The 26,420-nt window shown below is 72.9% G+C and carries 26 protein-coding genes; 16 read left to right on the top strand and 10 right to left on the bottom strand.

What is annotated here, in order from left to right:
* The first annotated feature begins 107 nt into the window (after positions 1-107).
* The 6 genes from RM609_RS02725 (at position 108) to RM609_RS02700 (ending at position 5,086) form a co-directional block, all read left to right on the top strand.
* On the top strand, positions 108-911 hold the full coding sequence (locus tag RM609_RS02725; protein WP_311607548.1) for a crotonase/enoyl-CoA hydratase family protein: 804 nt from the start codon (positions 108-110) through the stop codon (positions 909-911).
* 15 nt (positions 912-926) lie between these two features.
* On the top strand, positions 927-1,895 hold the full coding sequence (locus RM609_RS02720; protein ID WP_311607546.1) for an OB-fold nucleic acid binding domain-containing protein: 969 nt from the start codon (positions 927-929) through the stop codon (positions 1,893-1,895).
* A gap of 13 nt (positions 1,896-1,908) precedes the next feature.
* On the top strand, positions 1,909-2,982 hold the full coding sequence (locus RM609_RS02715) for a thiolase family protein (protein ID WP_311607545.1): 1,074 nt from the start codon (positions 1,909-1,911) through the stop codon (positions 2,980-2,982).
* Positions 2,979-4,172 carry a thiolase family protein gene (locus RM609_RS02710; protein ID WP_311607543.1) on the top strand — a complete coding sequence of 398 codons (1,194 nt, stop codon included), beginning with the start codon at positions 2,979-2,981 and terminating at the stop codon, positions 4,170-4,172. Before RM609_RS02715 ends, RM609_RS02710 begins: the two co-directional genes overlap by 4 nt.
* 79 nt (positions 4,173-4,251) lie before the next feature.
* Positions 4,252-4,491, top strand: a complete 240-nt coding sequence (locus tag RM609_RS02705; protein WP_311607541.1) for a DUF397 domain-containing protein — start codon at positions 4,252-4,254, stop codon at positions 4,489-4,491.
* Between the two features lie 94 nt (positions 4,492-4,585).
* Positions 4,586-5,086 carry a hypothetical protein gene (locus RM609_RS02700; RefSeq protein WP_311607539.1) on the top strand — a complete coding sequence of 167 codons (501 nt, stop codon included), beginning with the start codon at positions 4,586-4,588 and terminating at the stop codon, positions 5,084-5,086.
* 86 nt (positions 5,087-5,172) lie between these two features.
* Here RM609_RS02700 and RM609_RS02695 read toward each other — a convergent pair whose 3' ends face one another.
* Together RM609_RS02695 and RM609_RS02690 are read right to left on the bottom strand one after the other, a co-directional pair.
* Complete coding sequence (locus RM609_RS02695; RefSeq protein WP_311607537.1) at positions 5,173-7,107, bottom strand: N-acetylmuramoyl-L-alanine amidase; 1,935 nt, start codon at positions 7,105-7,107, stop codon at positions 5,173-5,175.
* A 328-nt stretch (positions 7,108-7,435) separates the two neighbouring features.
* Positions 7,436-8,542 (bottom strand): aminoglycoside phosphotransferase family protein, encoded by a 1,107-nt coding sequence (locus RM609_RS02690; protein WP_311607535.1) that lies wholly within the window; start codon positions 8,540-8,542, stop codon positions 7,436-7,438.
* Positions 8,543-8,777: 235 nt separating this feature from the next.
* Here RM609_RS02690 and RM609_RS02685 point away from each other — a divergent pair, with 235 nt between their 5' ends.
* Positions 8,778-10,265 (top strand): DNA-binding protein NsdB, encoded by a 1,488-nt coding sequence (locus RM609_RS02685; RefSeq protein WP_311607533.1) that lies wholly within the window; start codon positions 8,778-8,780, stop codon positions 10,263-10,265.
* A 59-nt stretch (positions 10,266-10,324) separates the two neighbouring features.
* Here the strand turns inward: RM609_RS02685 and RM609_RS02680 are convergent, their stop codons facing one another.
* The gene (locus RM609_RS02680; protein ID WP_311607531.1) at positions 10,325-11,791 is read right to left on the bottom strand and encodes a PP2C family protein-serine/threonine phosphatase; all 1,467 of its coding nucleotides are present in this window, start codon (positions 11,789-11,791) and stop codon (positions 10,325-10,327) included.
* Positions 11,792-12,122: 331 nt separating this feature from the next.
* Between RM609_RS02680 and RM609_RS02675 the strand changes: the two genes are divergently transcribed.
* The 3 genes from RM609_RS02675 to RM609_RS02665 all read left to right on the top strand — a co-directional run bounded on the left by RM609_RS02675 (position 12,123) and on the right by RM609_RS02665 (position 14,517).
* Positions 12,123-13,550: a HEAT repeat domain-containing protein gene (locus RM609_RS02675; protein WP_311607529.1), complete on the top strand. Its 1,428-nt coding sequence runs from the start codon at positions 12,123-12,125 to the stop codon at positions 13,548-13,550.
* Between the two features lie 93 nt (positions 13,551-13,643).
* Entirely contained in the window at positions 13,644-14,216 is a 573-nt protein-coding gene (locus RM609_RS02670) for a hypothetical protein (RefSeq protein ID WP_311607528.1), read from the top strand.
* A 103-nt stretch (positions 14,217-14,319) separates the two neighbouring features.
* Entirely contained in the window at positions 14,320-14,517 is a 198-nt protein-coding gene (locus RM609_RS02665) for a DUF5302 domain-containing protein (RefSeq protein WP_311607527.1), read from the top strand.
* An 83-nt stretch (positions 14,518-14,600) separates the two neighbouring features.
* On the opposite strand, the gene RM609_RS02660 is transcribed toward RM609_RS02665, so the two are convergent.
* A complete protein-coding gene (locus RM609_RS02660) occupies positions 14,601-15,107 on the bottom strand; it encodes an SH3 domain-containing protein (RefSeq protein ID WP_311607526.1) in 507 nt (168 codons plus the stop codon).
* A 154-nt stretch (positions 15,108-15,261) separates the two neighbouring features.
* Complete coding sequence (ligD, locus tag RM609_RS02655) at positions 15,262-16,275, bottom strand: non-homologous end-joining DNA ligase (RefSeq protein ID WP_311607524.1); 1,014 nt, start codon at positions 16,273-16,275, stop codon at positions 15,262-15,264.
* Positions 16,276-16,353: 78 nt separating this feature from the next.
* Between ligD and RM609_RS02650 the strand changes: the two genes are divergently transcribed.
* Both RM609_RS02650 and RM609_RS02645 read left to right on the top strand, forming a co-directional pair.
* The gene (locus tag RM609_RS02650) at positions 16,354-17,430 is read left to right on the top strand and encodes an ATP-dependent DNA ligase (RefSeq protein WP_311607523.1); all 1,077 of its coding nucleotides are present in this window, start codon (positions 16,354-16,356) and stop codon (positions 17,428-17,430) included.
* A 109-nt stretch (positions 17,431-17,539) separates the two neighbouring features.
* Positions 17,540-18,625 carry a glycoside hydrolase family 6 protein gene (locus tag RM609_RS02645; protein WP_311607522.1) on the top strand — a complete coding sequence of 362 codons (1,086 nt, stop codon included), beginning with the start codon at positions 17,540-17,542 and terminating at the stop codon, positions 18,623-18,625.
* Positions 18,626-18,636: 11 nt separating this feature from the next.
* Here RM609_RS02645 and glxA read toward each other — a convergent pair whose 3' ends face one another.
* A complete protein-coding gene (gene glxA, locus RM609_RS02640) occupies positions 18,637-20,649 on the bottom strand; it encodes a radical copper oxidase GlxA (protein ID WP_498073162.1) in 2,013 nt (670 codons plus the stop codon).
* 31 nt (positions 20,650-20,680) lie between these two features.
* Positions 20,681-22,522 carry a glycosyltransferase family 2 protein gene (locus tag RM609_RS02635; protein WP_311607520.1) on the bottom strand — a complete coding sequence of 614 codons (1,842 nt, stop codon included), beginning with the start codon at positions 22,520-22,522 and terminating at the stop codon, positions 20,681-20,683.
* Between the two features lie 203 nt (positions 22,523-22,725).
* Between RM609_RS02635 and RM609_RS02630 the strand changes: the two genes are divergently transcribed.
* The 3 genes from RM609_RS02630 (at position 22,726) to RM609_RS02620 (ending at position 23,457) form a co-directional block, all read left to right on the top strand.
* The gene (locus RM609_RS02630) at positions 22,726-22,911 is read left to right on the top strand and encodes a hypothetical protein (RefSeq protein ID WP_311607519.1); all 186 of its coding nucleotides are present in this window, start codon (positions 22,726-22,728) and stop codon (positions 22,909-22,911) included.
* 5 nt (positions 22,912-22,916) lie between these two features.
* Positions 22,917-23,261 carry an ArsR/SmtB family transcription factor gene (locus RM609_RS02625; RefSeq protein WP_311607517.1) on the top strand — a complete coding sequence of 115 codons (345 nt, stop codon included), beginning with the start codon at positions 22,917-22,919 and terminating at the stop codon, positions 23,259-23,261.
* Positions 23,262-23,328: 67 nt separating this feature from the next.
* On the top strand, positions 23,329-23,457 hold the full coding sequence (locus RM609_RS02620) for a DUF6126 family protein (RefSeq protein WP_229357789.1): 129 nt from the start codon (positions 23,329-23,331) through the stop codon (positions 23,455-23,457).
* Here RM609_RS02620 and RM609_RS02615 read toward each other — a convergent pair.
* On the bottom strand, positions 23,433-24,011 hold the full coding sequence (locus RM609_RS02615) for a TetR/AcrR family transcriptional regulator (protein ID WP_311607514.1): 579 nt from the start codon (positions 24,009-24,011) through the stop codon (positions 23,433-23,435). The genes RM609_RS02620 and RM609_RS02615 overlap by 25 nt on opposite strands.
* A 104-nt stretch (positions 24,012-24,115) precedes the next feature.
* Between RM609_RS02615 and RM609_RS02610 the strand changes: the two genes are divergently transcribed.
* Entirely contained in the window at positions 24,116-24,562 is a 447-nt protein-coding gene (locus tag RM609_RS02610; RefSeq protein ID WP_311607513.1) for a nuclear transport factor 2 family protein, read from the top strand.
* Here RM609_RS02610 and RM609_RS02605 read toward each other — a convergent pair.
* Both RM609_RS02605 and RM609_RS02600 read right to left on the bottom strand, forming a co-directional pair.
* Positions 24,504-25,070: a cupin domain-containing protein gene (locus RM609_RS02605; protein ID WP_311607512.1), complete on the bottom strand. Its 567-nt coding sequence runs from the start codon at positions 25,068-25,070 to the stop codon at positions 24,504-24,506. The two genes, RM609_RS02610 and RM609_RS02605, sit on opposite strands and share 59 nt — an antisense overlap.
* 52 nt (positions 25,071-25,122) lie before the next feature.
* A complete protein-coding gene (locus RM609_RS02600; protein ID WP_311607511.1) occupies positions 25,123-26,340 on the bottom strand; it encodes a cytochrome P450 in 1,218 nt (405 codons plus the stop codon).
* Positions 26,341-26,420 lie beyond the last annotated feature (80 nt).

Here is a 26,420-nt window from a genome sequence, read left to right as displayed (position 1 = left end):
CAGTCAGAAAACTATTGAACCGTGCCCCCGCCTCCTGCACGCTGTTCCGGTCCTCATGACCACAGCCACGACCACGAGATCGCGAAGATCACGACGGGAGGTCCGCCATGGGCGGGACCGAACACCTCACCGTGGAGCGCGTCGGCGCCACGCTCGTCCTCACCCTCGACCGGCCGGAGGCGAGGAACGCGCTGTCACTGCCGATGCTCGCCGGCCTCTACGACGCCTGGCTGCTCGCCGACGCCGACGACGACGTCCGCTCGGTCGTCCTGACCGGCGCGGGCGGCGCGTTCTGCTCCGGCATGGACCTCAAGGCGCTCGCCGAGCGGCGGCCGGACGAGGAGGACCCCGTCCGCGAGCGCTTCAAGGCCGACCCCGACCTCCACTGGAAGGCCATGCTCCGCCACCACCGGCCCCGCAAGCCCGTGATCGCCGCCGTCGAGGGCCCCTGCGTCGCGGGCGGCACCGAACTCCTCCAGGGCACCGACATCCGCATCGCGGGCAGCGGAGCCGTCTTCGGCCTCTTCGAGGTCCGCCGCGGCCTCTTCCCCATCGGCGGCTCCACCGTCCGGCTGCCCCGCCAGATCCCCCACACCCACGCCATGGAGATGCTGCTCACCGGACGCCCGTACACCGCCGCCGAAGCCGAGCGCATCGGCCTCATCGGCCACGTCGTCCCCGACGGCACCGCCCTCGAACGGGTCCTGGAGACCGCCGCACTCGTCAACGCCAACGCGCCGCTCGCCGTAGAGGCCGTCAAGGCCTGCGCCTACGACGCCGCGGCCCTCCCCGAACCCGACGCCCTCGCCCTCGAACTCGAACGCGGCCGGCCCGTCTTCGACACCGCCGACGCCAAGGAAGGCGCCCGCGCCTTCGCCGAGAAACGCCCCGCCGTCTTCCGCCGCGCCTGACGAGGAGGAGAACCGATGCCGGAACACCTCACCGCGCCCCTCGTCGTCTCCTTCCCCTTCACCCGCTCCCTCGGCCCCGTGCAGAGCGCCTTCCTCACCGGCCTGCGCGAACGCGTCGTCCTCGGCATCCGCGCCCACGACGGCCGCGTGCTCGTACCGCCCGCCGAATACGACCCCGACACCGCCGAGGACCTCCGCGAACTCGTCGAGGTGGGCACCACCGGCACGGTCACCACCTGGGCCTGGAACCCCGCCCCCCGCCCGAACCAGCCCCTCGCGACCCCCTTCGCCTGGGTGCTCGTACACCTCGACGGCGCCGACACCGCCCTCCTCCACGCCCTCGACGCCCCGGGCCCCGAAGCCGTCCGCACCGGCATGCGCGTCCGCGTCCGCTGGGCCGGGCAGCGCACCGGAGCCATCACCGACATCGCCTGCTTCGAACCGGACGACGGGCCGTACGCCGAGCAGTACGACGGGCCGGAGACCGGACACGCCACCCCGCACCACGGCACGTTCACCGACCCCGTCACCTCCCTCACCGCCCCCGCCCGCCTCGACTACACCTACACACCCGGCCGCGCCCAGACCCGCCACCTCCGGGACCTCGCCCGCCGCCGCCTCACCGGCGAACGCTGCCCCCGCTGCCACAAGGTCCACGTACCGCCGCGCGGCGCCTGCCCCACCTGCGGAGTCGCCACCACCGAACAAGTCGTCGTCGGCCCCCGCGGCACGGTCACCACCTTCTGCGTCGTCAACATCAAGGCCAAGGGCCTGGCCATCGACGTCCCCTACGTCTACGCCCACATCGCCCTCGACGGCGCCGACCTCGCCCTCCACGGCCGCGTCGCCGGCATCCCCTACGACCAGGTGCGCATGGGGCTGCGCGTCGAGCCCGTCTGGCGCGACGGCGACCGCCACCCCGACCACTACCGGCCCACCGGCGAACCCGACGCCGACTACGACACCTACAAGAGGCTGCTGTGACCAGGAGGCCGCTGTGACGCCGCGCCCCCGCGACGTGGCCGTCGTCGCCTTCGCCCAGAGCGACCACCGCCGCGCCACCCCCGAGCTCTCCGAGACGGAACTGCTCCTCCCCGTCCTGCGCGAGGTCCTCGACCGGGCCGGACTCGCCCCCGGTGAGGCCGACTTCACCTGCTCCGGCTCCAGCGACTACCTCGCCGGACGGCCCTTCTCCTTCACCCAGACCCTCGACGGCGTCGGCGCCTGGCCCCCGATCGCCGAGTCCCACGTCGAGATGGACGGGGCCTGGGCCCTTTACGAGGCCTGGGTGAAGATCCTCACCGGCGAGGCGGACACCGCCCTCGTCTACGCCCACGGGAAGTCCTCCGCGGGCGACATCCGCGACGTCCTCACCCGCCAGCTCGACCCCGTCCACCTGGCACCCCTGTGGCCCGACTCCGTCTCCCTCGCCGCCCTCCAGGCCCAGGCCCTCATCGACGCCGGCGAGACCGACGAGGACGCCCTCGCGGCCATCGCCGCCCGCAACCGCGCTGCCGCCACGACCAACCCCCACGCCCAGTTGCGCGGCGCCGTCCCCCAGGGCGACTACGTCGTACACCCCCTGCGCACCGGCGACTGCCCGCCCGTCAGCGACGGCGCCGCGGCCGTCGTCCTCGCCGCCGGGAACCGCGCCCGGCAGATGTGCCCCCGGCCCGCCTGGATCCGCGGCATCGACCACCGGATCGAACCCCAGAGCCCGGGCCGACGCGACCTCACCGACTCGCCCTCCACCCGCCTGGCCGCCGAACGAGCCGGAGCCTTCGACGCGCCCGTCGACATCGCCGAACTCCACGCGCCCTTCACTGCCCAGGAAGTGATCCTGCGCAAGGCCCTCCGCCTCACCGGCGACGTCCGCGTCAACCCCTCCGGCGGCGCCCTCGCCGCCCACCCCCTCATGGCCGCCGGGCTCGTGCGGATCGGCGAGGCAGCCGCCCGAATCCACCGGGGCGAGTCCCACCGGGCCCTCGCCCACGCCACCTCCGGCCCCTGCCTCCAGCAGAATCTCGTCGCCGTGCTCGAAGCCGCCGTGCTGGAAGGAGAACCCTCGTGAGCGGCACGAACCGTGTGAACGGCACGAACAAGGAACCCGTGGCCGTCGTCGGCATAGGACAGACCCGGCACGCCGCGGCCCGCCGGGACGTCTCCCTCGCCGGACTCGTCCGCGAAGCCGCCCGGCGCGCCCTCGACGACGCAGCCCTCGCCTGGACCGACGTCGAAGCCGTCGTCATCGGCAAGGCCCCCGACTTCTTCGAGGGCGTCATGATGCCCGAGCTCCACCTCGCCGAAGCCCTCGGCGCCGTCGGCAAACCCGTCCTGCGCGTCCACACCGCCGGCTCGGTCGGCGGCTCCACCGCCCTCGTCGCCGCGAACCTCGTCGCCGCCCGCGTCCACCGGACCGTCCTCGCCCTGGCCTTCGAAAAGCAGTCCGAGTCCAACGCCATGTGGGGCCTCTCCCTGCCCGTCCCCTTCCAGCCACCCCTCCTGGCCGGCGCCGGCGGCTTCTTCGCCCCGCACATCCGCGCGTACATCCGCCGCACCGGCGCCCCCGCCGGCACCGGCACGCTCGTCGCCCACAAGGACCGCCGCAACGCCCTCAAGAACCCCTACGCCCACCTCCACGAGCACGGCCTCACCCTGGAGGCGGTGCGCTCCTCGCCCATGCTCTGGGACCCCATCCGCTACTCGGAGACCTGCCCCTCCTCCGACGGGGCCTGCGCCATGGTGCTCACCGACCGCGCGGGCGCCGCCCGCGCCCCGCACCCGCCCGCCTGGGTGCACGGCGGGGCCATGCGCAGCGAACCCACCCTCTTCGCCGGCAAGGACTTCGTCTCGCCGCGCGCCGGCCGCGACTGCGCCGCCGACGTCTACCGCCGGGCCGGGATCACCGACCCCCGCCGGGAGATCGACGTCGCCGAGCTGTACGTCCCCTTCAGCTGGTACGAGCCGATGTGGCTGGAGAACCTCGGCTTCGCCGCCGAGGGCGAGGGCTGGAAACTCGTCGAGTCCGGCGCCACCGAACTGGACGGCGACCTCCCCGTCAACCCCTCGGGCGGCGTCCTGTCCACCAACCCCATCGGGGCCTCCGGCATGCTCCGCTTCGCCGAGGCCGCGCTCCAGGTGCGCGGCGGGGCGGGCGAGCACCAGGTGCCCGGGGCGCGCAGGGCCCTCGGGCACGCCTACGGCGGCGGCGCCCAGTTCTTCGCCATGTGGCTCGTCGCCGCCGGCCCGCCCACCGGATGAGGCCGGATCCGGGGGCCTGTCGGGCACCGGCCGCGCTCGCTAGTGTGGGCGGCGACGACGAGCCGGAAGGGGTACGGACGTGGCGGAGAGCACGACCGAGCAACTGGTGGGCGACGTGAGGCCGGACCTCGACCTCGCCACGGCCACGTGGCAGTCGAGCGCCCGGGGAAGCCGGGGCAACGTCCAGATCGCCTTCGTCGAGGGCTATATCGCCCTGCGGGACCGCAGGGACCCCGACGTCCCCGCGGTGATCTTCTCACCGGGGGAGTGGCGGGCGTTCATGGTGAGCGCGCGGGCCGGGGAATTCGACCTCACCTGACCGGGGCGCGCCGGAGCGGCCGGCTCCGGGTGAAGGGACCCGCCCGACGGGTTCCCGGCGCCGCGGCGCCGCGGCGGGCACGTACGATGTGAGCATGTCCTTCCTCCGCCGCCGCAGCGCCGCCACCCCCACCGGGCCGGACTTCGACGTCCTCGCCATGGACCCCGGTGACTGGCCGGGTGATCTCGGAGCCGGGCTGCTCCCCGCGCCCGACGGCAGCTGCCAGGGAGTCTTCCTCCGCTACGACCTGTTCGGCGGCCGCGGCCCCGCGATGATCATCGGCAATCTGCCCGAGGGCTCCCCGGCCCGGGAGCTCGGCGAGGGCCAGGTGCCCTTCGAGGTGGCCCAGCTGCTGGCCGCGCTCGGCAACGACGAGCCGGTCCAGGTGGTGGAGACCGAGGACCTGCCCGTCATGCACGAGGACAACCTCCTCATCGTGCGCCGGCTGAAGTGCTCCGAGAGCCGGATCTCCTGCACCCAGTTCGACCGCAGCGACGGCGTCCTCGTCACCATCGCCAGCTGGGACCGGCCGATCACCGACGACCTCTACCAGCTGCTGAAGCCGCTGCCGGCCGAGATGTTCCAGGCCGGCTAGGACCGTCACCGGCCCCATGAACGACCGGAGCCCGGCACGCCGTCGCGTGCCGGGCTCCCGCCGTGCCGCTACCACTTCCCGGGCCGCTACCACTTCGAGGAGTGGATCTCCACGTCCGAGGCCTTGACGAAGGCCACCCGGTGCCCGAACTGGATCTCGTAGTAGACGTCCTTGCCCCGGACGATCCGGTGGCCCTCCGGCTCGAAGGTCGCCGCCCACAGATACTCGCCGGGCGAGGTCGCCCCCAGCGCGTACGACTGCCCGGCGGGCAGTTTGTACGGCAACGGGGTCACGGTCTGCACCGGAACGCCCGCCGGATAGGCCTCCTGCTCCGGGTAGGCGCGCCCATACACCGGGATCTCGGCCAGGCCCTCCCTCGGGGTGACCAGCCGGCCGTGGGCGCCCACCGCCGTCGGGTCCCACCAGGGGTTACGGAACCACGCCTTTTGCCCCAGGTACCAGATCGCCGTCCAGCCTCCCTGCCGGTCGGCCACGGCGAACTGCTGTCCGGTGGAGGCGCGGGCGCCCGTGTCGTTGACGTCGGTCGTCGACGGGCTGCCGTCCGGCCGCAGACCGATGTCCTGGATCAGCGGGGCGTCCTCGCGCGGGGCGGTGTGCAGCCGCACCGCACCCGAGCCGTGCGGGGAGCACTTCTCACCCGGCTTGGCGCACCCGGTGTAGGCCGGCTCGTTCTCCTCGTACTCGGGCGCGATGGTGACCATCCCGCTGAAGGGGCTGCCGGTCGCCTCGAACGACTGGCCCATCAGATCGAAGTAGTGCGCCCAGTCCCAGTACGGGCCGGGGTCGGTGTGCATGCCTTTGATGGTCGACGGAACGGTGCCGGGGACGTTGTCGTGGCCCAGGATGTGCTGACGGTCCAGCGGGATGTCCAGCTTCTCCGCCAGATAGCCCACCAGCCGGGCCGACGTGCGGTACATCTCCTCGGTGTACCAGGCGTCGGGCTGGGCCAGGAAACCCTCGTGCTCGATGCCGACGGACTTGGCGTTCACGTACCAGTTCCCCGCGTGCCAGGCGACGTCCTTGGTCGGTACGTGCTGGGCGATATGGCCGTCCCCGGAACGCACGGTGTAGTTCCAGGAGACATACGCCGGGTCCTTGATCAGCTTGATCGTCGTCTCCCATGTCCCCTCGGTGTCATGGATGACGATGAAGTCGACCTTCTGCGACCTGGGCCGGTCGGCGAGGTCGTGATTGCCGTAGTCCTTGCCCTCCAGCCGCTGGTACGGCGCCGGGATCGACTCGCAGGCCACCGACGCCGGGCACTCGGTGCCCTTGGACGGGACCGTGCCGAGCCCCAGCCGTCGTAGCTGCTCGGTGCGGGGGGCGACCCGGGGGGTGGCGGGGAGGACGACCTCCTGGCGGCTGTCGGTGGTGCGCCGCTGTCCCTTGCGGATGACGTCGAAGACGTCATTGGCGAAGGTGGCCGCCGTGGCGGCGTCGGTGGCGCCGGAGTAGCCGGCCACCGCCGCGTACCAGTCGGCGGCGTCACCGCTCGGCGGCAGGCCGAGACGCTTCTGCTCGGCGGCCAGCAGGGCCGCGCCCCCCTGGAGGTTGGCGGCGGTGCTCGTACGCAGCTCCTTGGGGGAATGCCCGGTCAGTTCGGCGGCCCGCTCCAGGGTGCGCAGCCGGGCCGGGAGGGTGGCGGGCGCGGGGGCCGGGGCGGCCACCGCGCTGCGGCCGGCGGCACGCGGCCGGGCGAGATCACCCCGGGCGTCCTCGCCGGGGTCGCTGTGATGCGGGGCGCCGGCCAGGGCGGTGGCGGCGTCGGTGAGATGCATCGGGCCATAGCCGGCGGTGACACTGGGGGCACCGCCATGGGTGTCCCAGCGGGACTCCAGATAGGAGACGGCGAGCAGCACACTGCCCGGTACGTGATACCGGGCGGCCGCCTGGGCGAACTCCCGCTGGAGCGCGCCGGCGGCGGGCTTGTCCGCCGTGGCGGCCGGCCCGGCCGTGACCATCGGCAGGATCAGGGCCGCCGAGGCGACCGCGCCGAACATCCGGGTCCGATGGTTTCTTCGTCTGCCGGTTCTCGCGTTCCGCCGTGACTCCGGTACGGATCCTCGCAATGCGGCCTCCTCGGGACGGGCCGTGCCGAGCGCTTGGAGTGCTGATGGACCGAACTTACCAAGAGCAAAGCCCCGGCAGACGATCCGTCAATATGACTGGGGTGGCGCTCATCAGACTGGGTGGCCGGTGCAACGCACGTCAACGCCCGCGCCGGGGGTTTCCCGACGCGGGCGTGGGAACGCACCGGAGCCGTGCTCGCCCGTCCGGACGAGGCCCGACACGCCGTAAGTCGGCGGAACGGCGTGTCGGGCCGGCTCCTCAGCGCGTACCGACGGCGGCCCGGACGGCCCGGCGGGCCATCGCGCAGTCGTCGTGGAGCCGACGGAGCAGGAGCCGCTGCTCCTCGCCGGACTCGGGGGTGGTGCCGGGTGGGGCGGGCTCGTGCATCGCGCGCTGCACGGCCGTCTCATAGGTCCTGATCTCCCGGGTGAGCACCAGCATCAGATTCACCAGAAAGGCGTCCCGGGAAGTGGTCCCCGCCTGCTGGGCGTGCTGACTGATCTGACGCCGTGCCACCGGGGCGTCACCGAGGACGGTCCAGAGCGTCGCCAGGTCGTACCCCGGCAGATACCAGCCGGCGTGGTCCCAGTCGACGAGCACCGGCCCGGCGGGGGAGAGGAGGACATTGGAGAGCTGGGCGTCGCCATGGCAGAACTGCCCCTGGACATGGGCCAGGCCGTGCAGCAGCTTCTGGAGATCGCCCATGTCACGATCGGTCAGCAGACCCAGCTCGTGATAGCGGGCGATGCGCTTGCCGTAGTCCAGCGGCATATCGAACATCCCGGCGGGCGGCCGCCAGAGATTGACCCGGCAGATGGCGCCGAGCGCCGCCCGGACGTCCGCGCGGGGCAGGGTGTCCACCGGGTGCCGCTGGGTGGCGGCGGGCCGGCCGGGCATCCGCTCGATGACCAGGGTGCAGTGCTCCGGATCGGCGGCGATGAGCCGCGGGACCCGGACCGGGGGGCGATGCCGGACAAACGCCCGATATGTGGCTATTTCATGACGGAACCGCTCGGCCCATGCGGAGGAATGATCCAGTAAACACTTCGCCACGGCCGTACTCCGTCCGGTCGTGCCGACGAGGAGGACGGAACGTCCGCCTCGGCGCAGCACCTGGACGGGGTTGAACTCGGGGCAGATGCGATGGACCGATGAGATCACCGTGCGCAGCTGCGCCCCCTGGGGGCCGGACAAGTCGATTCTCCCGCTGAGCGGTTGGGCGCCGATCCCCGGGGCCCTCCGCGCCCGTCCGCCCCCGAACGCGGCCCCCACTGCGTGGGAGGGGTCGAGGTACGGGCCGCCGCCGCTCTGCTGGGGGCGGAGCGGCCGGGGCGGAGCGGACACGGAGGTCGAGGCTGCATACATGAGCGGAACGGGTCCCTTCGTGTCGGCGAATTGCTGCGCTACCCGGTCCCCGGGCCCTTGGGCACCCTGGGGAATGCGGTCGGGCTGCCGGGTGGCCGGGGTTGCGCGTTCCTACATCACACCCGAGCGCGGGTGGCACACCATGTGGCGCACCCTGGCGAACCCTGGCGAATACTCGCTTGGCCCATGACGGCCCGAGTACCTTCAAGTCAGCCGAGGAACCTGGGGGCTTGACGTGACGAGGGAACCCAACACCCGCCTCGCGGACCTGTTCGGCCTGGCCGGCTGGTCCAAGGGCGAGCTCGCGAGACTCGTGAACCGGCAGGCGGCGGCCATGGGCCATCCGCAGCTGGCGACCGACACCTCGCGGGTAAGGCGTTGGATCGACATGGGGGAGTCCCCTCGCGATCCCGTGCCCAAGGTGCTGGCCGCCCTGTTCACCGAGCGACTCGGCCGTGTCGTGACCATCGAGGACCTCGGGTTCGGCCGGCGAGGGCGGGCCGGCAAGGCGCAGACCCCTGACGGGCTGCCCTGGCCGCCCGAGCGGACCGCCGCGGTCCTCACCGAATTCACGGGAATGGACCTCATGCTCAACCGACGCGGCTTGGTGGGCGCGGGCGCCGCGCTCGCCGCAGGCTCAGCAATCAGTGGCGCGATGCACGACTGGCTCCACACGGACCCGGTCCTCGCCTCCGACGCCCCGCACTTCGACGATCCCCTGCGCATCAAGGCGGCGCAGGCCGACCCCGCCGCCTTCGACCGCTACGAGGCGGCCCCGGTCGGCTCCCTCGAGATCGACGCGCTGGAGCGCTCGGTCGAGGTCTTCCGGCTCTGGGACGCCCAGCGCGGTGGCGGGCTCCAGCGCAAGGCCGTCGTCGGCCAGCTCAACGAGGTGGGCGGCATGCTCTCCTACCATCACCCCGACCACCTCCAGCGGAGGCTGTGGGGTGTCGCCGCCAATCTGGCGGTGCTGGCCGGCTGGATGTCCCACGACGTGGGCCTGGAGCCCACGGCCCAGAAGTACTTCATCATCGCCGCCCACGCCGCCCGGGAGGGCGGGGACCGCCCGAGGGCCGCCGAGGCCCTCTCCCGCTGCGCCCGTCAGAAGATCCACCTGGGCAAGCCGGACGAGGCGCTGGATCTGATGAAGCTCGCCACGTCCGGTTCCGGCCCCGAGACCCTCCCGCGCACCCGGGCGATGCTCTACACGGTCGAGGCCTGGGCCCAGGCCTCGATGGGCCGCGGCCAGGCCATGCGGCGGACGCTCGGCGAGGCCGAGCAGCTGTTCGTCGCCGACAAGGGGGATGTCACCCCGCCGAGCTGGATGCAGATGTTCGACGAGGCGGATCTCCATGGCATGCAGGCCCTGGCCTACCGCACCCTCGCCGAGCACGACCCCACGGCGGCCCCCATCGCCCAGCAGCACGCCAAGCGGGCGATGGAGCTGCGCGGAGGACAGCGCCAACGGTCGATGATCTTCGACTACATCTCCATGGCGTCCGCCTGCTTCATCGGCAATGACCCGGATCAGGCCGACACCTTCGCCCGGATGGCGCTCACCACCATCCCCGAGACGTCCTCCCACCGCACCTGGGACCGGCTGCGCGAGATGTACCGGCTCACCGGGGAGTACGCGGACTACCCCGCCATCTCGCATCTGCGGGAGGACATCCAGCGGACCCTGCCCAAGGGACCGGGGAAGAGCCGCCCGACGTCGGTGTAGAAGGCGGTGTGGAACCGGAAGCCGCCTGAGCGGCTGATGAGGCTATGAGCCGAGCCGACCTATGAGCCGATACGGACGATCAGTACGCACGCGTCGTCCTCGCGCTCCCTGTCGCCGAACTCCTCCAGTACGGCCCGAAGGCACTCCTGAGCGGTGTCCGCCATGGCGAATCGCGGCGCGAGCTCCAGCAGTCGCCCGGCCCCGGGCCGGTCCGCCAGCCCCTCGGTGTGCAGCAGCAGCACATCGCCGTGCAGCAGCCGCTCCTCGGCCTGCGCATAGGAGGCATCCGTCATGGCGCCGAGCAGGACGCCCTCCGGAGGCCGGAGCGCCCGCCCCGTCCCGTCGCGGAAGAGCAGCGGGGCGGGGTGGCCTGCCTGGGACCACAGGAGGATGCCGGAGGAGGGCTCGTAGCGGCAGCAGACCGCGCTGCCCAGGGCGGGCTGGGCGGAGGATTCCAGGAGGTGATTGAGCCAGCCCATCAGGGGGCCGGGCTCGGCCCCGGAGACCGCCATGCCGCGCACCGCGCCCAGCAGCATGGCCATGGTCGAGGTGGCGGCCACTCCCCGGCCGGTGAGGCCGCCGACGGTCAGCAGCGTACGGCCGCCGGGCAGCTCCATCGCGTCGAACCAGTCGCCGCCGATGAGGCTGCTGGTCGAGGAGGGCAGATAGTGCCCGGCCAGGTCGAGGACGCCGCCGCCCGGGGCCTCGGGTGCGGCGGGGACGCTCTGCGGGAGCCGCAGGGAGCCGCGCCACGGTGGCAGTACGGCCTCCTGCAACTCGACCGCAAGCCGGTGCTCGGTCCGGGCGGCATCCCGTCGGCGGTGCGCCGAGTCACGGGTCTCGTGCACCTCCTGGCGGAAGCGCCGCAGATCGCTGACGTCCCGCAGCACGGCCCACATGGAGCTCGTGCAGCCGTCGGCGTCGAGCACCGGCTCGCCCATCATGTGCACCGTGCGCACGGCGCGGTCGTCGCCGCGCACGATGCGGAACTCACCGTCGATCGGCTTCCCGTCCACCAGGCAGTCCGTGACCATCGCGGTCAGCAGCGCGGTGTCCTCCTCCATGAGCGCGGAGGGGAGCTCGTCGAGGGTGAGGGCGCCGTCCTCGGGGCGGCGGCCGAAGAGCGCGAAGAGCTCGTCGGACCAGGCGACCTCGTCGGTCAGCAGATTCCACTCGGCGCTGCCCACCCGGCCGGATGCGACGGGGCCCTCCACGGCCGGGCGGGCGCCCTGGGCCGCCGCGCCGCTCTCCGTGTCGGCGCGGCCGGCGCGGTCGGCGGCGGGCAGGCCCGCGCGGAGCTGGCCCAGCTGCTCGCCGAGGTCGTCCGCGTGGTGGGCGGCCAGCTCGCACAGGGCGCGCTGCCAGTGGAGCCGGGGGTCGTCCGAGGTCTCCGCGCTCGCCACCGCCTCACGGCGTACGGCGTCGATGCCGCCTCTGAGCCGCCGCGTCTGCGAGATGAGCGCGTCCACCTGGCCGCGCTCGGGCGACTCGGCGGTGGGACGATCCGCGGACTGTGGGGACGGCATCACGTACTCCGATACAGGCGGGGCGCGGCCGGCTCCGGGGATCCGCTGGAACGGCCGGCAGGACTGCTGTCACGACTGTGGCACAGGGAGCGACGGGCTGTAAGGGCTTTGGCAATACCCGATACGGTGGTGCTTGCGGCATATGCCGATGGCAGGGGTGGGACATTTCCGGCGGCACTCGGCGGAACACATCGCTCCGGGTAGGCTGCGGCGCTTGTGAGTACTCGAGTTTCCACAGTTCACCAGGCATAGCACAGGTGGACACCGGCAAGAATGCCGTCCGGAAGGAAATCCCGTTGCCAGCCGACTCCTCGCACCGGATGCTGACCCCATGTTCGATCCAGACATAGCGCCCAGCGGCACCCTGCTCGGCCTCCTCCAGCGAGGCCGCGGCGACGGGACCCTGCATGCCCTCGCGGCGCCGCGGGCCGAGGCGCTCGCGGCGCTGAACCACTGCGTGCTCCGCGACCCCCGCCGCGACTGGCAGGTGGAGAACCGCTCCCTCTACTACGCGCGCCTTTATCTGGACCTCGACGGCCGGCTCGGCGAGATCGAACAGCACCTCTTCCACCCGGACGACCTGATCGACACCGCCGAGGAGCGCACGGGCCTGGCCCTGGCCGTCCTCGGCCACCTCGCCTCCTACGGCCGCGACGACGCCCTCGTCCTGCTGCGCCGCTACGCCGCCACCGGCGGGAACTGGGCCTGGGCCCTCGACGAGCTGGCCCTGCGCGACGACGACGCCGGGCTGCGCGCCCTGGCCGTCCCCGTGCTGGCCCGCTTCCCGCACACCCCCGAGGGCGAGGCCGCGCTGGCCGCCGCCGTCCGCGACGCCTTCGAGCCCCGGCCCTGGCGGCTGTGGGCCGACGACCGTCGCGCCCCCGTCACCGCGGCCCGGGTGCGCGCCGCGCAGGAACAGGGCTCCTTCGACCGCTGGCAGCGTCAGATGCGCCCCTCCGGCCCCCGCCCGGGCTGGAGCGTGCGCGAGGTCCTCGACTGGGCCCAGCAGGGCCTCGACGCCCACCCCACCCAGCACCGCCATGTCCCGGCCACCCGCTGTCTGACCGCCGTGGCCGGTCCCGAGGACCGCCTGGAGATCATCGAGGCCGCCGCCTTCGGCCTCGATGCCGCCCGAGCCACCGCCCTGCGCTACCTCGCCGAGCACCACGACCCCCAGGCCCTCGACCTCATCGAGACGGCCGCCGCCGACGTCGGCGAGCTCGTCTCCTCGGCCGCCGTGACCGCCTTCGAACGGATGCGCAGCACGGCCGCCCTGGAACGGGCCCGCGCCTGGATCCACCGGGGCGACGCCTTGGGCGCGGCCGCGGCCGGGATGCTCGCCTGCCGGGGCGCCGCCTACGACTCCGCGCTCGTCCTCGGCGCTCTGCGCCGGACCGTACGCACCGAGGGCTGCGACGCGCCCGTCCTGTGGGACCTCGTCGACGGGGCCGGCCGGCTGGCGATCACCTGTGCCGCGCCCGTGCTGCGCCATATCTACCGCGAGACGGCCTCGTCCCATCTGCGGGGCCGGGCCGCGCGCGCCCTCGCCGCGACCGATCCCTCCTTCGCGGCGGGCTTCGCCGTCGAGTGCCTGTGGGACTGCGAGGAGTCGACCCGGGAACTGGCCGCCCGCCACGCGACCACGGCCGACGCCCGCGTCGTCGACCAGCTGCGCAGGCTGGCCGCCGACCCGGCGGAGGAGGCGGAGGTCCAGACGGCGGTGCGCAGCCGCTTCGAGCCGGAGGCCCCGACGGTCTGACCGTCGGGCCCGGCTCCGGGAGACGGCCGCGAGCCCGGAGGGGGCGGGGACCCTGCCCGTCCGCCGGGGCGCGCGGGCTGCGAAGCTGATGGGATGTCACGATCAGCATCCAGGGGCGTCACCGCCGCGTCCGTCCTCTCCCGTCGCGCCGTGTTCGCCGGAGCCGTCGCGCTCGCGCTGTGGCCCGCCACGGCCGTGGCCGCCGGGCCCGCCGCCGCGCCGGCCCGTACCGCGCAGGGCGGGCCCGTCCGGATCACGGAGGGGCAGGTCGCCGAGGCCGCCCGGGGGCAGGCGATTCTCTACCCCAGCGTCACCAGCTGCCTCACCGTCACCGTGCGGCTGAGCGGCGGGGCGAAGGTCGGCGCGCACGCCAGTCTGTTCCAGGTGCCCGGTGAGCTGCGCTCGGACGAGATCCTCGGTGCCGTCCGGCGCCGGGTCGCGGGGCGCCGGGTGCTCGCCGTGGAGGTCAGGGGTGCCGTCGGCGCCTGGGACCCCTCGTACTTCACCAAGGCCATCGAGAGCTACGGCGACGGCGAGAGCGTGCCCTTCCCGACGCGGCCCGACCCCGAGGGGCTGGCGCGCGCGGTGGCCGGCGGGCTCGGGCTGCCGGCGTCGGTGCGGGTGGGCGTCGAGGACGTGCCCGACGGCGATCAGACGGTGCGCTGACGTCGGCCGTCCGCCGGGGGCACGGTGCCCGGGAAAACTGGCGGCCGGCCCCGGCCGGAGTGTGTCAAGCTGTGGCGAAGGCCCCTATGACCAGGAGGTTTCAATGGCGGACGACGGAAGCGCCCAGGCCCCGGAGGGGCAAGAGGACGATGTGAAGCGTAAATTCCGGGAGGCGCTGGACCGCAAACGCGGGAAATCGACGGACGGTGCCTCCGGTGGGCGGGGCCGCGACGGCTCCAAAATCCATGGCACCCACGGCAAGGCCGGCGGGCAGCGTTCGTTCCGCCGCAAGAGCGGCTGACGCGGCCGGCGGCCCGGCGCCGCGGCCCATGGCCTGACCAGTCCGGAAGCCCGGACTGGTCGGTGCCGCCGCCGGCCGGGACGTCACCCCATGGGGCCGGAGGGCTGCTCGGCCTCGGCGCTGCGCGACTGCGGGGGACGGGCCGGCTGCGGGGGGCGCACGTTCTGCGGCGGGCGGACGTTCTGCGGACGCGTCTGCTGGGCGTCGTCCAGCATGCCCTTGCTGACGTTCTTGCAGACGGGCACGGCGCCGGTGTTCTCCACGTACTTGGCCGAGACCCAGGTGTTGCGGTCCCGCAGCAGATACCAGACGGGGTTGCCCGCCACGTCCTGGGCGTGGGCCTTGCAGCGCAGGGACACCTGGGTGTGGTACTTCAGCACACCCTTGACGGCGGAGTCCGTGGTGGGGAAGACGCGCTCGTTGATGCCCGTGTTGGAGACGACCGCCCCGTACGGCCGGCTGGGCGGGATCGGTGGCGCATCGGCGGAGTATGCGGCGGGGGCGGCGGCCAGCAGGGAACCGCCGAGGGTGGCGGCCGCGATCACACCGGCCGAGACCCTTCTGCTGCGGATCACAAGTGTACTGATCATGGGAACTCCCTCGATGCGAAGTGGATCACGCATTGACCGGTTTCCACATGAAATGTCGCCATAAACACAAATCAAGTTGACGGCCCGCATGGACGGCCCGGATGGCTGATCCCGGCGCTCCTCCGGGCGCGTTCGGCGTGCGCCCGCCGTCCTTTCAGTCATCGGTCCTCCGGGCCCGGCTGGGCTGCACCCGCTTGGGCTCGCCCTTCATCTTCGGGTGCTCCGGCGGATAGGGCAGATCGCCGAGGCCGTGCTCGCGCTCGTCGCGCGCGGCCAGCTCCAGGGCCGCCTCCAGGTCGCAGGCCTGCTCGTCCATGCCCGCGTGGAGATCGCCGACCTCGGCGAACCGGGCCGGCATCGTCGCCAGGTCGAAGTCCTCGGGCACGGCGCTGGGCAGCTCGTCCCACCGCAGCGGCGCCGAGACGGGCGCGTACGGCCGGGGCCGTACGGAATAGGCGCTGGCGATGGTCCGGTCCCGGGCGGTCTGGTTGTAGTCGACAAAGATCTTTTCTCCGCGCTCCTCCTTCCACCAGGCCGTGGTGATCCGCTCGGGCGCGCGCCGCTCCAGCTCCCGGGCGACCGCGATGGCCGCCCGCCGCACCTGGACGAACGTCCACCGGGGCGCGATGGGTACGAAGACGTGCAGGCCCCGCCCGCCCGAGGTCTTGGGCCAGCCGACGAGACCCAGCCCCTCCAGGACGTCCCTGAGCTCCAGCGCGGCCCGCACCGCGTCGCCGTAGTCCGTGCCCGGCTGGGGGTCGAGGTCGATGCGCAGCTCGTCGGGGTGCTCGGTGTCCGACCGCCGCACCGGCCACGGGTGGAAGGTCAGACAGCCCAGGTTGGCCGCCCACAGCACGGCGGCCGGCTCACCCGGGCAGATCTCGTCCGCGAACCGGCCGCTGGGGAAGGCGATGCGCCCGGTCGGGATCCACTCGGGCAGGTTCTTGGGCGCCCGCTTCTGGAAGAACGATTCGCCCTCCACCCCGTCCGGGTACCGCTCCAGCGTCGTGGGCCGGTCGCGCAGCGCCCGTACGATCCCGTCGCCGACGCTCAGGTAGTAGCGGGCGACGTCGTACTTCGTGAACCCGCGCCGGGGGAAGTACACCTTGTCCGGGTTGGACAGCCGTACGGTCCGCTCGCCGACGGTGAGCTCGAGCGCCTCTGCCATGCGATTCACGCTAGGCCGGGCCGTGGGGCGGCGCCTGTCGGCGGGCGGGCGCGCGGCCCCGCCCGCACAATCACGACCATGGACCTTCCGGTGATGCCCCCGGTCCGGCCGATGCTGGCGAAGGCCGCCGCCACCATCCCGCCCGGGATGCAGTACGAGGCCAAGTGGGACGGCTTCCGGGCCATCGTCTTCCGCGACGGAGCCGAGATCGAACTGGGCAGCCGCACCGGCAAGCCCCTCACCCGCTACTTCCCCGAACTCACCGGCGCCCTGCTCGAACAGCTGCCCGCCCGCTGTGTCCTCGACGGGGAGATCGTCATCGCGCGCGGCGGCAGACTGGACTTCGACGCCCTCCTGGAGCGCATCCACCCCGCCGACTCCCGGGTGCGCCATCTGGCGGAGGTCACCCCGGCGAGCCTGATCGCCTTCGACCTGCTCGCCCTGGGCGACACCTCGCTCCTCGACACCCCGCAGAGCGAGCGCCGAGCGGCCCTCACCGACGCGCTCCGCGACGCGCGCGACCCTCTCTTCACCGCACCCGTCACCCACGACCTCGACGTGGCCCGGGGCTGGTTCGAGCAGTTCGAGGGCGCCGGCCTGGACGGGGTGATCGCCAAACCGCCCGGGCTGCCCTACCGGCAGGGCGAACGCGTCATGGTCAAGGTCAAGCACGAGCGCACCGCCGACTGCGTCGTCGCCGGGCTGCGCCCGCACAAGAGCGGCCCGGTCGTCGGCTCGCTGCTGCTCGGCCTCCACGACGCCACGGGCCGGCTCCAGCACGTGGGCGTGTGCGCCTCCTTCCCCATGCGCCGCCGCCAGGAACTGATGACCGAACTGGAGCCGCTGCGCATGCCGGACGCCACCGGCCACCCCTGGCAGGACTGGGCGGACGCAGAGGCACAGGCCGCCGGCCGGCTCCCCGGCGGCCCCAGCCGCTGGACCGGCAAGAAGGACCTGTCCTGGATCGCCCTGCGGCCGGAGCGGGTCGTCGAGGTCGCCTACGACCACATGCAGGGGGACCGCTTCCGCCACACCGCCCAGTTCCGCCGGTGGCGCCCCGACCGCACGCCGGAGAGCTGCACCTACGAGCAGCTGGAGGAACCGGTCCGGTACGACCTCGCACGCGTCCTCGGCGGTGGGCCGGAGGCCGGGTAGACCTTCCGGAGCAACGACGCCCCGTACCGCCGCCCCAATGCACGGCTGACGACTCGCCATATTTCACGCTGGTACGACCACCTGAAACCGGCTTGAAGAGGTGACGCTCATGACCGGTGCCCCTGCGATCCGCTTCCGCGCCGGCGCGCGGTACGGCACGGCGGTCCTGGTGTGTGCCGGGGCCGTGTGCCTCGCCTGGGGGCCCGGCCCCGCGGCCGCCACGGATTCCGGGGACGGCTCGGACTCGCCGTTCTGGGTCGAACCCTCGGGCCGGGCCGGCAAACAGGCCCTGACCTGGGAGGAACGGGGCCGGGACGGGGACGCCGAGGCGGTGCGGCACATTGCGGAGCAGCCGACGGCCGTCTGGCTGACGAGCGACGACCCCAGGGACCAGACCGCCCACGTCACCGAGGAGGCCGAACGCGCCTCCCGCATCCCCCTCCTGGTCGCATACAACATCCCGCATCGCGACTGCGGCCAGTACTCCTCGGGCGGCGCGCCCACCGCCGCCGCCTATCGCGCCTGGGTCTCCCGCGCGGCCGCCGGCATCGGCGACCACCGGGCCTGGGTGGTGCTGGAGCCCGACGCGGTCGCCCAGTGGGCCTCCGGCTGTCTGCCGAAGGACGCGGCGCGCGCCCGGCTGGGGCTGCTGGCCGAGGCGGTACGGACGCTCAAGGCCCGGCGGGGGGTGTCCGTCTACGTGGACGCGGGCAACGCGGGCTGGATCTCGGACCAGGCGCTGCTCGCCGACGCGCTGCGCAGGGCCGGGGTCACGGAGGCGGACGGCTTCGCCCTGAACGTCTCCAACTTCCATACGACGCCCGTGACGCGGGAGTACGGCGACCGGCTCTCCGAACGGCTGGGCGGGGCCCACTACATCATCGACACCAGCCGCAACGGCAATGGGCCGCTGCCCGCCCCGTCCGCGTCCGCCGCCGGGAGCGACGAGCCGGGGGCGGAGAGCTGGTGCAACCCGCCGGGACGGGCACTGGGCACGCCGCCGACCACGGCGACCGGTGACCCGAGGGTCGACGCCTTCGTCTGGGTCAAACGGCCGGGGGAGTCGGACGGCAGCTGCCGGGGGGCGCCGCCGGCCGGGCACTGGTGGTCGGAGTACGCGCTGGGGCTGGCGAAGCCGCCCGCGACGACGGCGCCTGCGCGGCCACCCGCGGTGGGGGCGACGGCGTCGGGCTGACGGGACCCCCGCTACTGCACGTGCACCCACGCCGCCCGCGACGGCGTGCCCTCGCGGTCCGTCAGGAAGAGCATGTACCAGCCGCCCGGCACCAGCGAGGGGTCCTGCGGGATCGTCACGGCCACGGCACCGCCACGGGTGGTCAGGGGCAGTGCCACGGACCGCTGTTCGACGTCCGTCGCATGGGTCACCGCGCTGGGCCGCATGAGCCGGGCGGTCGCCACCTCGCCCGGGTCGGTGCCCGGCAGGACGAGCGTGGCGCCGTGGGCGGTGCTCAAGGGGCCCGTGCGCAGGGCGGGGCGGTGGGCGCGGTAGAGGTACGGCGGTGTGTAGACCTCGATGCGCTTCTCGAAGACCCCCATGCGGGTGTCGTCCTTGTCCGCGAAGAGCGGGTTGGAGCCGAAGACCGCGATCCGCCCGTCGGGCAGCAGCAGCGCCTCCGCGTGGTAGTCGCGGCCGACGGCCGGCGCGGCGGCGGTCTCGAAGGCGCGGGTCCTGGGGTCGTAGAACTGGGCGCGCAGGATGTCCGAGCCGCGCTTGCCCCGGTAGTCGCGGGAGCCGCCGGAGGTGAAGACCCGGTCGTCGGGGGTGAGTACGGCGTTGAGGTAGCGGGTGCCCTGGGGCAGGTCGGGGCCGGGGGCGTAGTGGGGGGCCGGGGCGCGGAGGTCGGCGATGGCGGTCCGTTTGGTGGATTCGTGGGACTCGCCGACCCCGCCGCCGCCGAGGATCATCACCTTCCGGTCCTGGGCCGGGGGCAGCAGTACGGAGGCCGAGGTCTCCGTCATGTCCTGGTCCTCCAGGCCGGGGACGGGCACGAAGGCGTTGGTGTCCACGTTCCACAGGCCCGGGGTGCGGCCCTTGTCGGCGGGGCCGTAGCCGGCGTTGGAGCCGGAGTAGAAGAGGCGGCCGCCGGAGGTGAGGAAGAGCGCGGGGTAGGTGGGGAAGTAGCGGTTGGGGCCCGGGGACCATTTGCGGGTCCTGGGGTCGTAGATCTCGTTCTTGCCGGGGATGATCTCGCCCATGTCGTCCAGGCCCGAGACCGCCAGGACCCTGCCGTCCTTGAGGGTGACCAGGGTGGGGTACCAGCGGGCCTCGGACATCGGGTCGACCCGGACGTAGCGCTCGGCGACGGGGTCGAACTCATAGGCGTCCCTCAGGCCCTGGAAGTCCTTCTTGTCCAGCCCCAGTTTGGCGGCGAGGCCGTAGAGGTCCTGGGCGGCACGGCCGCGCAGCCCCTGGACGCGGTACTGGTCGGCGGTGTGGGTGATGCCCTCCTCCCCCTCGGCGACCGCCTCGACGTAGACCCGGGCCTGGGCGGCGGTGACGGTGACCTTCGTCGGGGCGCCGTTGGTCCCCTCCGTGATGTTCTTCTTCGCGCGCGGCACGAGGAGGGGCAGGAGCGTGCGGTACCGCTTGCCGGTGGAGCCGACGAAGACCGTGCCGGCGGGGAAGGTCCGGGGGGCGTCGGGGTTCTCGTTCTTCACCAGCATCGCGCCGCCGGCCCGTCGCACGTCGCCGGTGAGCTTCTCGTAGCGGGCGGTGCCGCCCGCGACCAGCAGCCGGCCGTCGGAGAGCTGGGCGTGGCCCGCGCAGAACATGTCCTTGGGGGTGTCGATCTCCCGGAAGGTGTTGCGGACGGGGTCCCACAGGACGCTCTGGAAGGTCCCGGCCCTGAAGTTCTTCTCGTCGTTGCCGGAGCCGGCGATGAGCAGCACCTGGCCGGTGCGCAGCAGGGCCGCGTGAATGGCGTTGATCCGGAACCGGGCGGGGACGTCCACCACGTCCCAGTGCCCGTACCGGATCTTGTACGACTCCTGGTTGATCGTGTAGTCGTGCCAGGCCCGCTCGGCGAAGCCGGTGGCGGCCGGGCCGTTGGCCGCGATCAGGGCCAGTGCGGCGCCGGCGCCCAGTACCGCCTTGCGTGCCTTCCTGTTCGCCCGGAACCTCGCCCAGGACCCGCCGGGGAACGCCGCTGGGAACCTCCCCGGGAACGCCGCCGGGAATCTCTTCGTCGGGAACCTCACCGCATCCACGTCCCATCGCTCGTACGAGTCGTCACCAGGCCCGGCGCCGCTCCCGCCACCGGCCGCCCCGCCAGACGGCGACCGGGCCGAGGGCGGTCACCAGGGCCAGCAGCGCCCAGAGCCGCATCGCCGCGTGGGCGTGGCCGAGCGCCCAGGAGGCCGCCAGCGACAGGGCGAACAGCCCGGCCCACACCAGATGGGTGCGGAAGGTCGCGAGGCGGTCGGGGCTGGCCGAGTCGCCCTTGGGCGTCACCACGAAGCGCGAGCTCCGCCGCAGCAGGGCCTGGGCGAGCGAGCGCGCGTAGAGGGGGGCGGAGAGCGCGGACATCACCATGCCGGCGGCCCCGGAGGAGCCGGCCGGTTCGTGGGGGCTGACGTTGTGGCGCCGGTTCCAGACGTACAGGCCGATCTGGAGGGCGGCCGCGTCGCAGTAGAGCATCAGCCACAGCGACGGCTCGACGGAGATCCCCGAGGCCCCGAAGCCCAGGAAGAGCGCGCAGGTCAGGGCGCCCAGCACCCAGTTGAGCGCGGCCATGGGGTAGTAGGCCACCATGAATCCGTAGTTGAGCAGCCGTCCGGGGGAGAGGGTCCACGCCGCGCGCCAGAACTGCCGCAGCAGCGTCTCGTACGTCCCGCGCGACCAGCGCAGCTGCTGGCTGAAGAAGTCCGTCCACGTCGACGGGCCCTCTCCCACGGCGAGGACGTCGGGGGTGTAGACGGACTTCCAGCGGCGGCCGGTGGCGGGGTTGCGGCGGCGGTGGATCTCCAGTCCGGTGGCCATGTCCTCGGTGATGGAGTCGTAGAGGCCGCCGATCTGCCGCAGGACGCCGACGCGGACGCAGTTGCTGGTGCCGACGAACATGGGTGAGCCGTAGGCGTTGCCGGCCCGCTGGATCAGGGCGTGGAAGAGGAACTGCTGGCTCTCGGCGGCCTTGGTGACCGCGGTGGTGTAGTTGCCGTAGACCTGGGGGCCGACGACGAACGCCACGTCGGGGTCGCGGAAGTAGCCGAGCATGCGCTCCAGGAAGTTGGGCAGGGGCACATGGTCGGTGTCGACGCAGGCCATGAACTCGTAGGCGTCGCCGTGGGCGTCCAGCCAGGCGTTGTAGTTGCCGTGCTTGGTGCGGGCCCGGTAGCGGCCGGAGGGCTGGTTCCAGCGGGCGACGCCCTTGCGGGAGAAGTGCCGTACGCCCAGCCGCCGGCAGAGCCGCTTGACCTCCGGGTCGTCGCCCTCGTCGAGCAGCCAGACGTCCAGCGGCCCGTCGTGCTCGATGCGCACGGCCCCCTCCAGGGTGGCCCGGACCATGGACAGCGGTTCCTTGCCGGGGACGAAGCTGGTGAGGAAGGCGACGCGGGTGCCGGGCCGGGCGCGGACGGGTACGGGGTCGCGGGCCACCAACGTGGCATGGGCGTTGGAGGTGACGTTGACGACGCGGAACAGCTCGATGAGCCCGATCGAGACCAGCATCACGGTGTCGAGGGCGCGCTCCCAGCCGCTGACATAGGGCCGGTGGAGCCAGTGCTGGGGGGAGACGAGCCACAGCAGGAGGGTGAGGCAGACGAGGGGGCCCGCCGCGACCAGCAGCATCGCTCCGATGCTGCCGCCCGGGCCGGGGCCGAGGAGGCGCCGGTAGCGCACCCGGTAGTCGCCGTCGGGGGGATCGGTGAGCGGCCCGGCGAGTCTGCTGAAGCGCGCGTAGTCGTAGCCGGTGGTGTCGCCCGGCCCGGCGGGCGCCGGGACGCCGGGGGGGCCGGGGGTGCCGCCTCCGGCACCCCCGGCGTCGCCCACCGCGCCGCCGGGGGCGGGCACCGCGCCGTCAGGGCGGCCACGTGCCGCCGCCAGCCGGGCCTCGCTCGCCGAAATCGCCACCATAGACCCCCAGTCGCACCAGGAGGGACAGTGGGAGAAAAGCTAACAAAACGGACCTACGATCATGTGATGAACGCCCCGAAATCGACATCACATCACCTGCACAGCCGAGGGCTACGGTCCGTTCGCCCGCGCGGCCTACAATTGCGTAATTGTTCAATTCACCAGGTCTGCGAAGAGCCGGACAGGCCAGCGAGGGGGCCGCCGTGAGTGCGTTCGCCGAAGCGATGCGGGAGCGGGTGCGCGCCGCGCGCGCCGAGCTCGCGGCCGCGCGGGTGGCCGGGGACGTCTACGCGGCCATGGTCGCGGAGGACGAACTGGACGACGCGCTGCGGCTGGCCCGCGCGCACGGCATCACCATGGACGAGGACGACGGGCGGGGTGGGAGTTGATCGGCGTGAGGGTGCCGCTGTACCAGGCCAAGGCGGAGTTCTTCCGGATGCTCGGCCACCCGGTGCGCATCAGGGTGCTGGAGCTCCTCCAGGACGGGCCCATGCCGGTGCGCGACCTCCTCGCCGAGATCGGCGTCGAGCCGTCCAGCCTCTCGCAGCAGCTCGCCGTGCTGCGCCGCTCGGGCATCGTCACCGCCACCCGCGAGGGCTCCACCGTCGTCTACGCCCTGGCCGGCGGGGACGTGGCGGAGCTCCTCGGCGCCGCCCGGCGCATCCTGGCCCAGGTGCTCAGCGGCCAGGAGGAACTCCTCACGGAGCTCCGGGGCGCGGAGAGCGCCGCCGAACGATGACCCCGCCCGCACACCTGCCCGCGCACCCGCCCGCGAGACGCGCCACGACGACCGGAGAGATACGGCCATGACCCACGATTCCGAGAAGTACGCCGAGAAGGCGGTGGGCTGGCGCGTGCTGATCTACATCGTCTTCGGCCACGTCCTGGCCGGCTTCATCTGGCTGCTCTTCTATCTCGGCTCGCACGCGAAGTAGCCCGCCAGCAGGGCGGACGCCGCCTCCCGGGCCGTTCGGGCCGCCCCGGCGTCGCCCGACACGGCCGCCGTCACGATCGCGCCCTCCGCGAGGAGGGCGATCTGGTCGCCCACCGGCGCCGGCGCGCCCGCCTCCGCGACGAGGCCGCCCAGGTAGTGGCGGAAGGCGTCCTTGTGTGCCCGGGCCGCCTCCGCCACGGCCGGTGAGACGCCCCCCAGCTCGCCGAAGGAATTCACGAACGCGCATCCGCGGAAGCCGTCCTCCGCGAACCAGCGCTCCAGCCAGTCGAAGACCGCGAGCACCCGCTCCCGCCCGGCGGGCAGCGCCTCCGCATGGCGCGCCAGCGCCGCGCGCCAGCGCTCGTCACGGCGCCGCAGATAGGCCTCCACCAGCACGTCCTTGGAGGGGAAGAGCTGGTAGAGGCGCTTGAGGGAGACCCCCGACGCGCCCCGGATCGCGTCCATCCCCACGGCCTGGAGCCCCCGGGCGTAGAAGAGCTCCTCGGCCGCGTCCAGGACCCGGACCTCGGCCTCCGACGGCGCCACCGTCCCCATCGCTCTCCCTCTCCCTGTCGCTTGTGCGAGAACCATCGTTCTCCTACGCTATCGCACACCACAGAGAACGATCGTTCTCCACTCCGTACGGCCAGGGGAGAGTCATGCCCGAGATCAAACCGCCGGTCCCGCCGTTCACCACCGAGACCGCTCTTGCGAAGGTGCGCGCCGCCGAGGACGCCTGGAACACCCGGGACCCCGAGCGGGTCGCGCTCGCCTACACCGAGGACTCCGAGTGGCGAAACCGTGATGTGTTCCTGACCGGCCGTCGGAGGATCGTCGCCTTCCTCCGCGAGAAGTGGGAGCGCGAGCTCTGCTACCGGCTCCGCAAGGAGCTGTGGGCCCACACCGACGACCGCATCGCCGTGCGCTTCGAGTACGAGTGGCACGACGCGGACGGCCAGTGGTACCGCAGCCACGGCAACGAGAACTGGGAGTTCGCCCCGAACGGCCTGATGCGCCGCCGCTACGCGAGCATCAACGACGTCGCCATCACCGAGCGGCAGCGGCGCCTCCACCTGCCCCCGGAGGCGTCATCCGCAGCGGCGTGAGCTGCTCGATGTCATAGCGGAGGCGGAGCTCGGCGATCGCCTCGTGGTCCACCGCCGGCCCGGATTCGAGGATCTCGAAGAGCTCCTCGAAATACCGCTCGTGATCGGGCGGCGGCGACGCCTGGAAGAACATCCGTGCGGGGTCGCCCGTCACATTGGCGAACGCGTGCGGACAGCCCGGGGGCACGACGATCACCGTGCCGGCGGTGGCCCTGACACAGCGCTGACCACTGGCGGACTCCCACTCCCGCCAGTTGTCCCGGGTGCGCACGCGCGGCTCGAAGGCGAGGACGTCGAGCTCGCCCTCGAGGACGTAGAAGAGCTCCTCGCTGCGCGTGTGCCGGTGCGCCCCGACGTCGAAGCCCGGGGGGACGACCACCTCGAAGCTGGAGGCGGCCCGGGAGTGCTCCCCGGTCACCTTGAAGGTGACCCGCTGGGCCGCGGTGACCAGCGTCCGGCCCTCGCCCGGGGGCACGACCAGACCGTCGGGGGCGCTGATGAGCGTCATGGCGGGGCCTTTCGACTGCGGCCGGTGGAACCGGGACGGGCCGGGTCGGCGGTCACCAGGTGACGGGAAGGTTCTCCGGACCCCGGATGAGCGCGTTGCGCTGCCAGCGGACCTTCTCCACGGGCTCCGCCAGCCGCAGCTCCGGGAAGCGCCGCAGCAGGGAGGAGAGGATGATCTCCGACTCCAGCCGGGCCAGCATCGACCCCAGGCAGAAGTGCGGCCCGTGACCGAAGGACAGATGCGGGACGTGCTCGCGGTCGAAGTCCAGCTCGTCGGGGCGGTCGAAGACCTCGGGGTCGCGGTTGGCCGTGAGATAGGAGGAGTGCACCACCTCACCGGCCTTGATCGTCACCCCGGCGACCTCGACGTCCTCGGTCGCGATCCGGGCCAGCCCCACGGCGCTGCGGTGCGGGATGAAGCGCAGCAGCTCCTCGATGGCCTGCGGCAGCAGCTCCGGCTCGGCCCGCAGCCGGGCCGTCTGCTCCGGGTGGGTGAGCAGCGCGTAGACCATGTTGGCGCTGTTGTTGCGCACGGCGTGGGCGGCGCTCGCCTGGATCAGCAGGGCGATGGCCACGGCCTCCTCCGTACTGAGCCCGCCCTGGGCCGTGGCGTCGGCCAGCTCGCCCGCCAGGTCCTCCTGGGGCTCGGCGAGCCGCTGCGCCAGCAGATCGGTGAAGTACTTCGCCATCCCGTTCTTCGCCCGCTCGCTGGCCTCGCGGCCGTACCCGGCGGAGAGGATGACGTTCGTCCACAGCGCCATCTGCCGCCGGTCGACCTGGGGCACGCCCATCAGATCGCTGATCACGGCCAGGGGCAGCGGCCCGTGGAGATGCTCCATCAGATCGGCGGGCGGCCCCTCCTGCTCCATCTCGTCGAGCAGCTCGTCCGCGGCACGCTGGGCGCCCGGCCGCAGCCGGTCGAGGCTACGGGTGGTGAAGGACCTGGCCACGGCCTTGCGCAGCCGGGTGTGCTCGGGCGGGTCGGCGAAGCCCACGGCCTCGTCCAGCGGGATGAAGTGCGGGGCGAGCCGGGTGATCGGGCGGCCCAGCACCGCCTGCCGGCTGAACCGGGGGTCCGAGGTGACGAACTTGACGTCCTCGTAGCGGGTCACGAACCAGGCGTGCCCCTCGCCGTTGGGCAGCTTGACGCGGGAGATCGGCTCATCCCTCAGCCGCTCCGCCATGAAGGGGTCGAAGTCCAGCCCCCGGAGGTCCCGCACATCCCAGAACCGTACGGGGAACGGCTCCTGCGCCGATTCGGTCGTCGTCATCGCTCAAGTACTCCCACCCTGGCCGTGAGCACGTCTGTCCGACAGACACGCTCCCCCAAAACGGGCACGCGCGGCGCGCC

Source organism: Streptomyces hesseae, from assembly GCF_031845785.1.
Taxonomy (GTDB): Bacteria; Actinomycetota; Actinomycetes; order Streptomycetales; family Streptomycetaceae; genus Streptomyces; species Streptomyces hesseae.
Note: the sequence above shows the minus strand (reverse complement) of the source record. Positions and strands in the feature narration are given on the sequence as shown.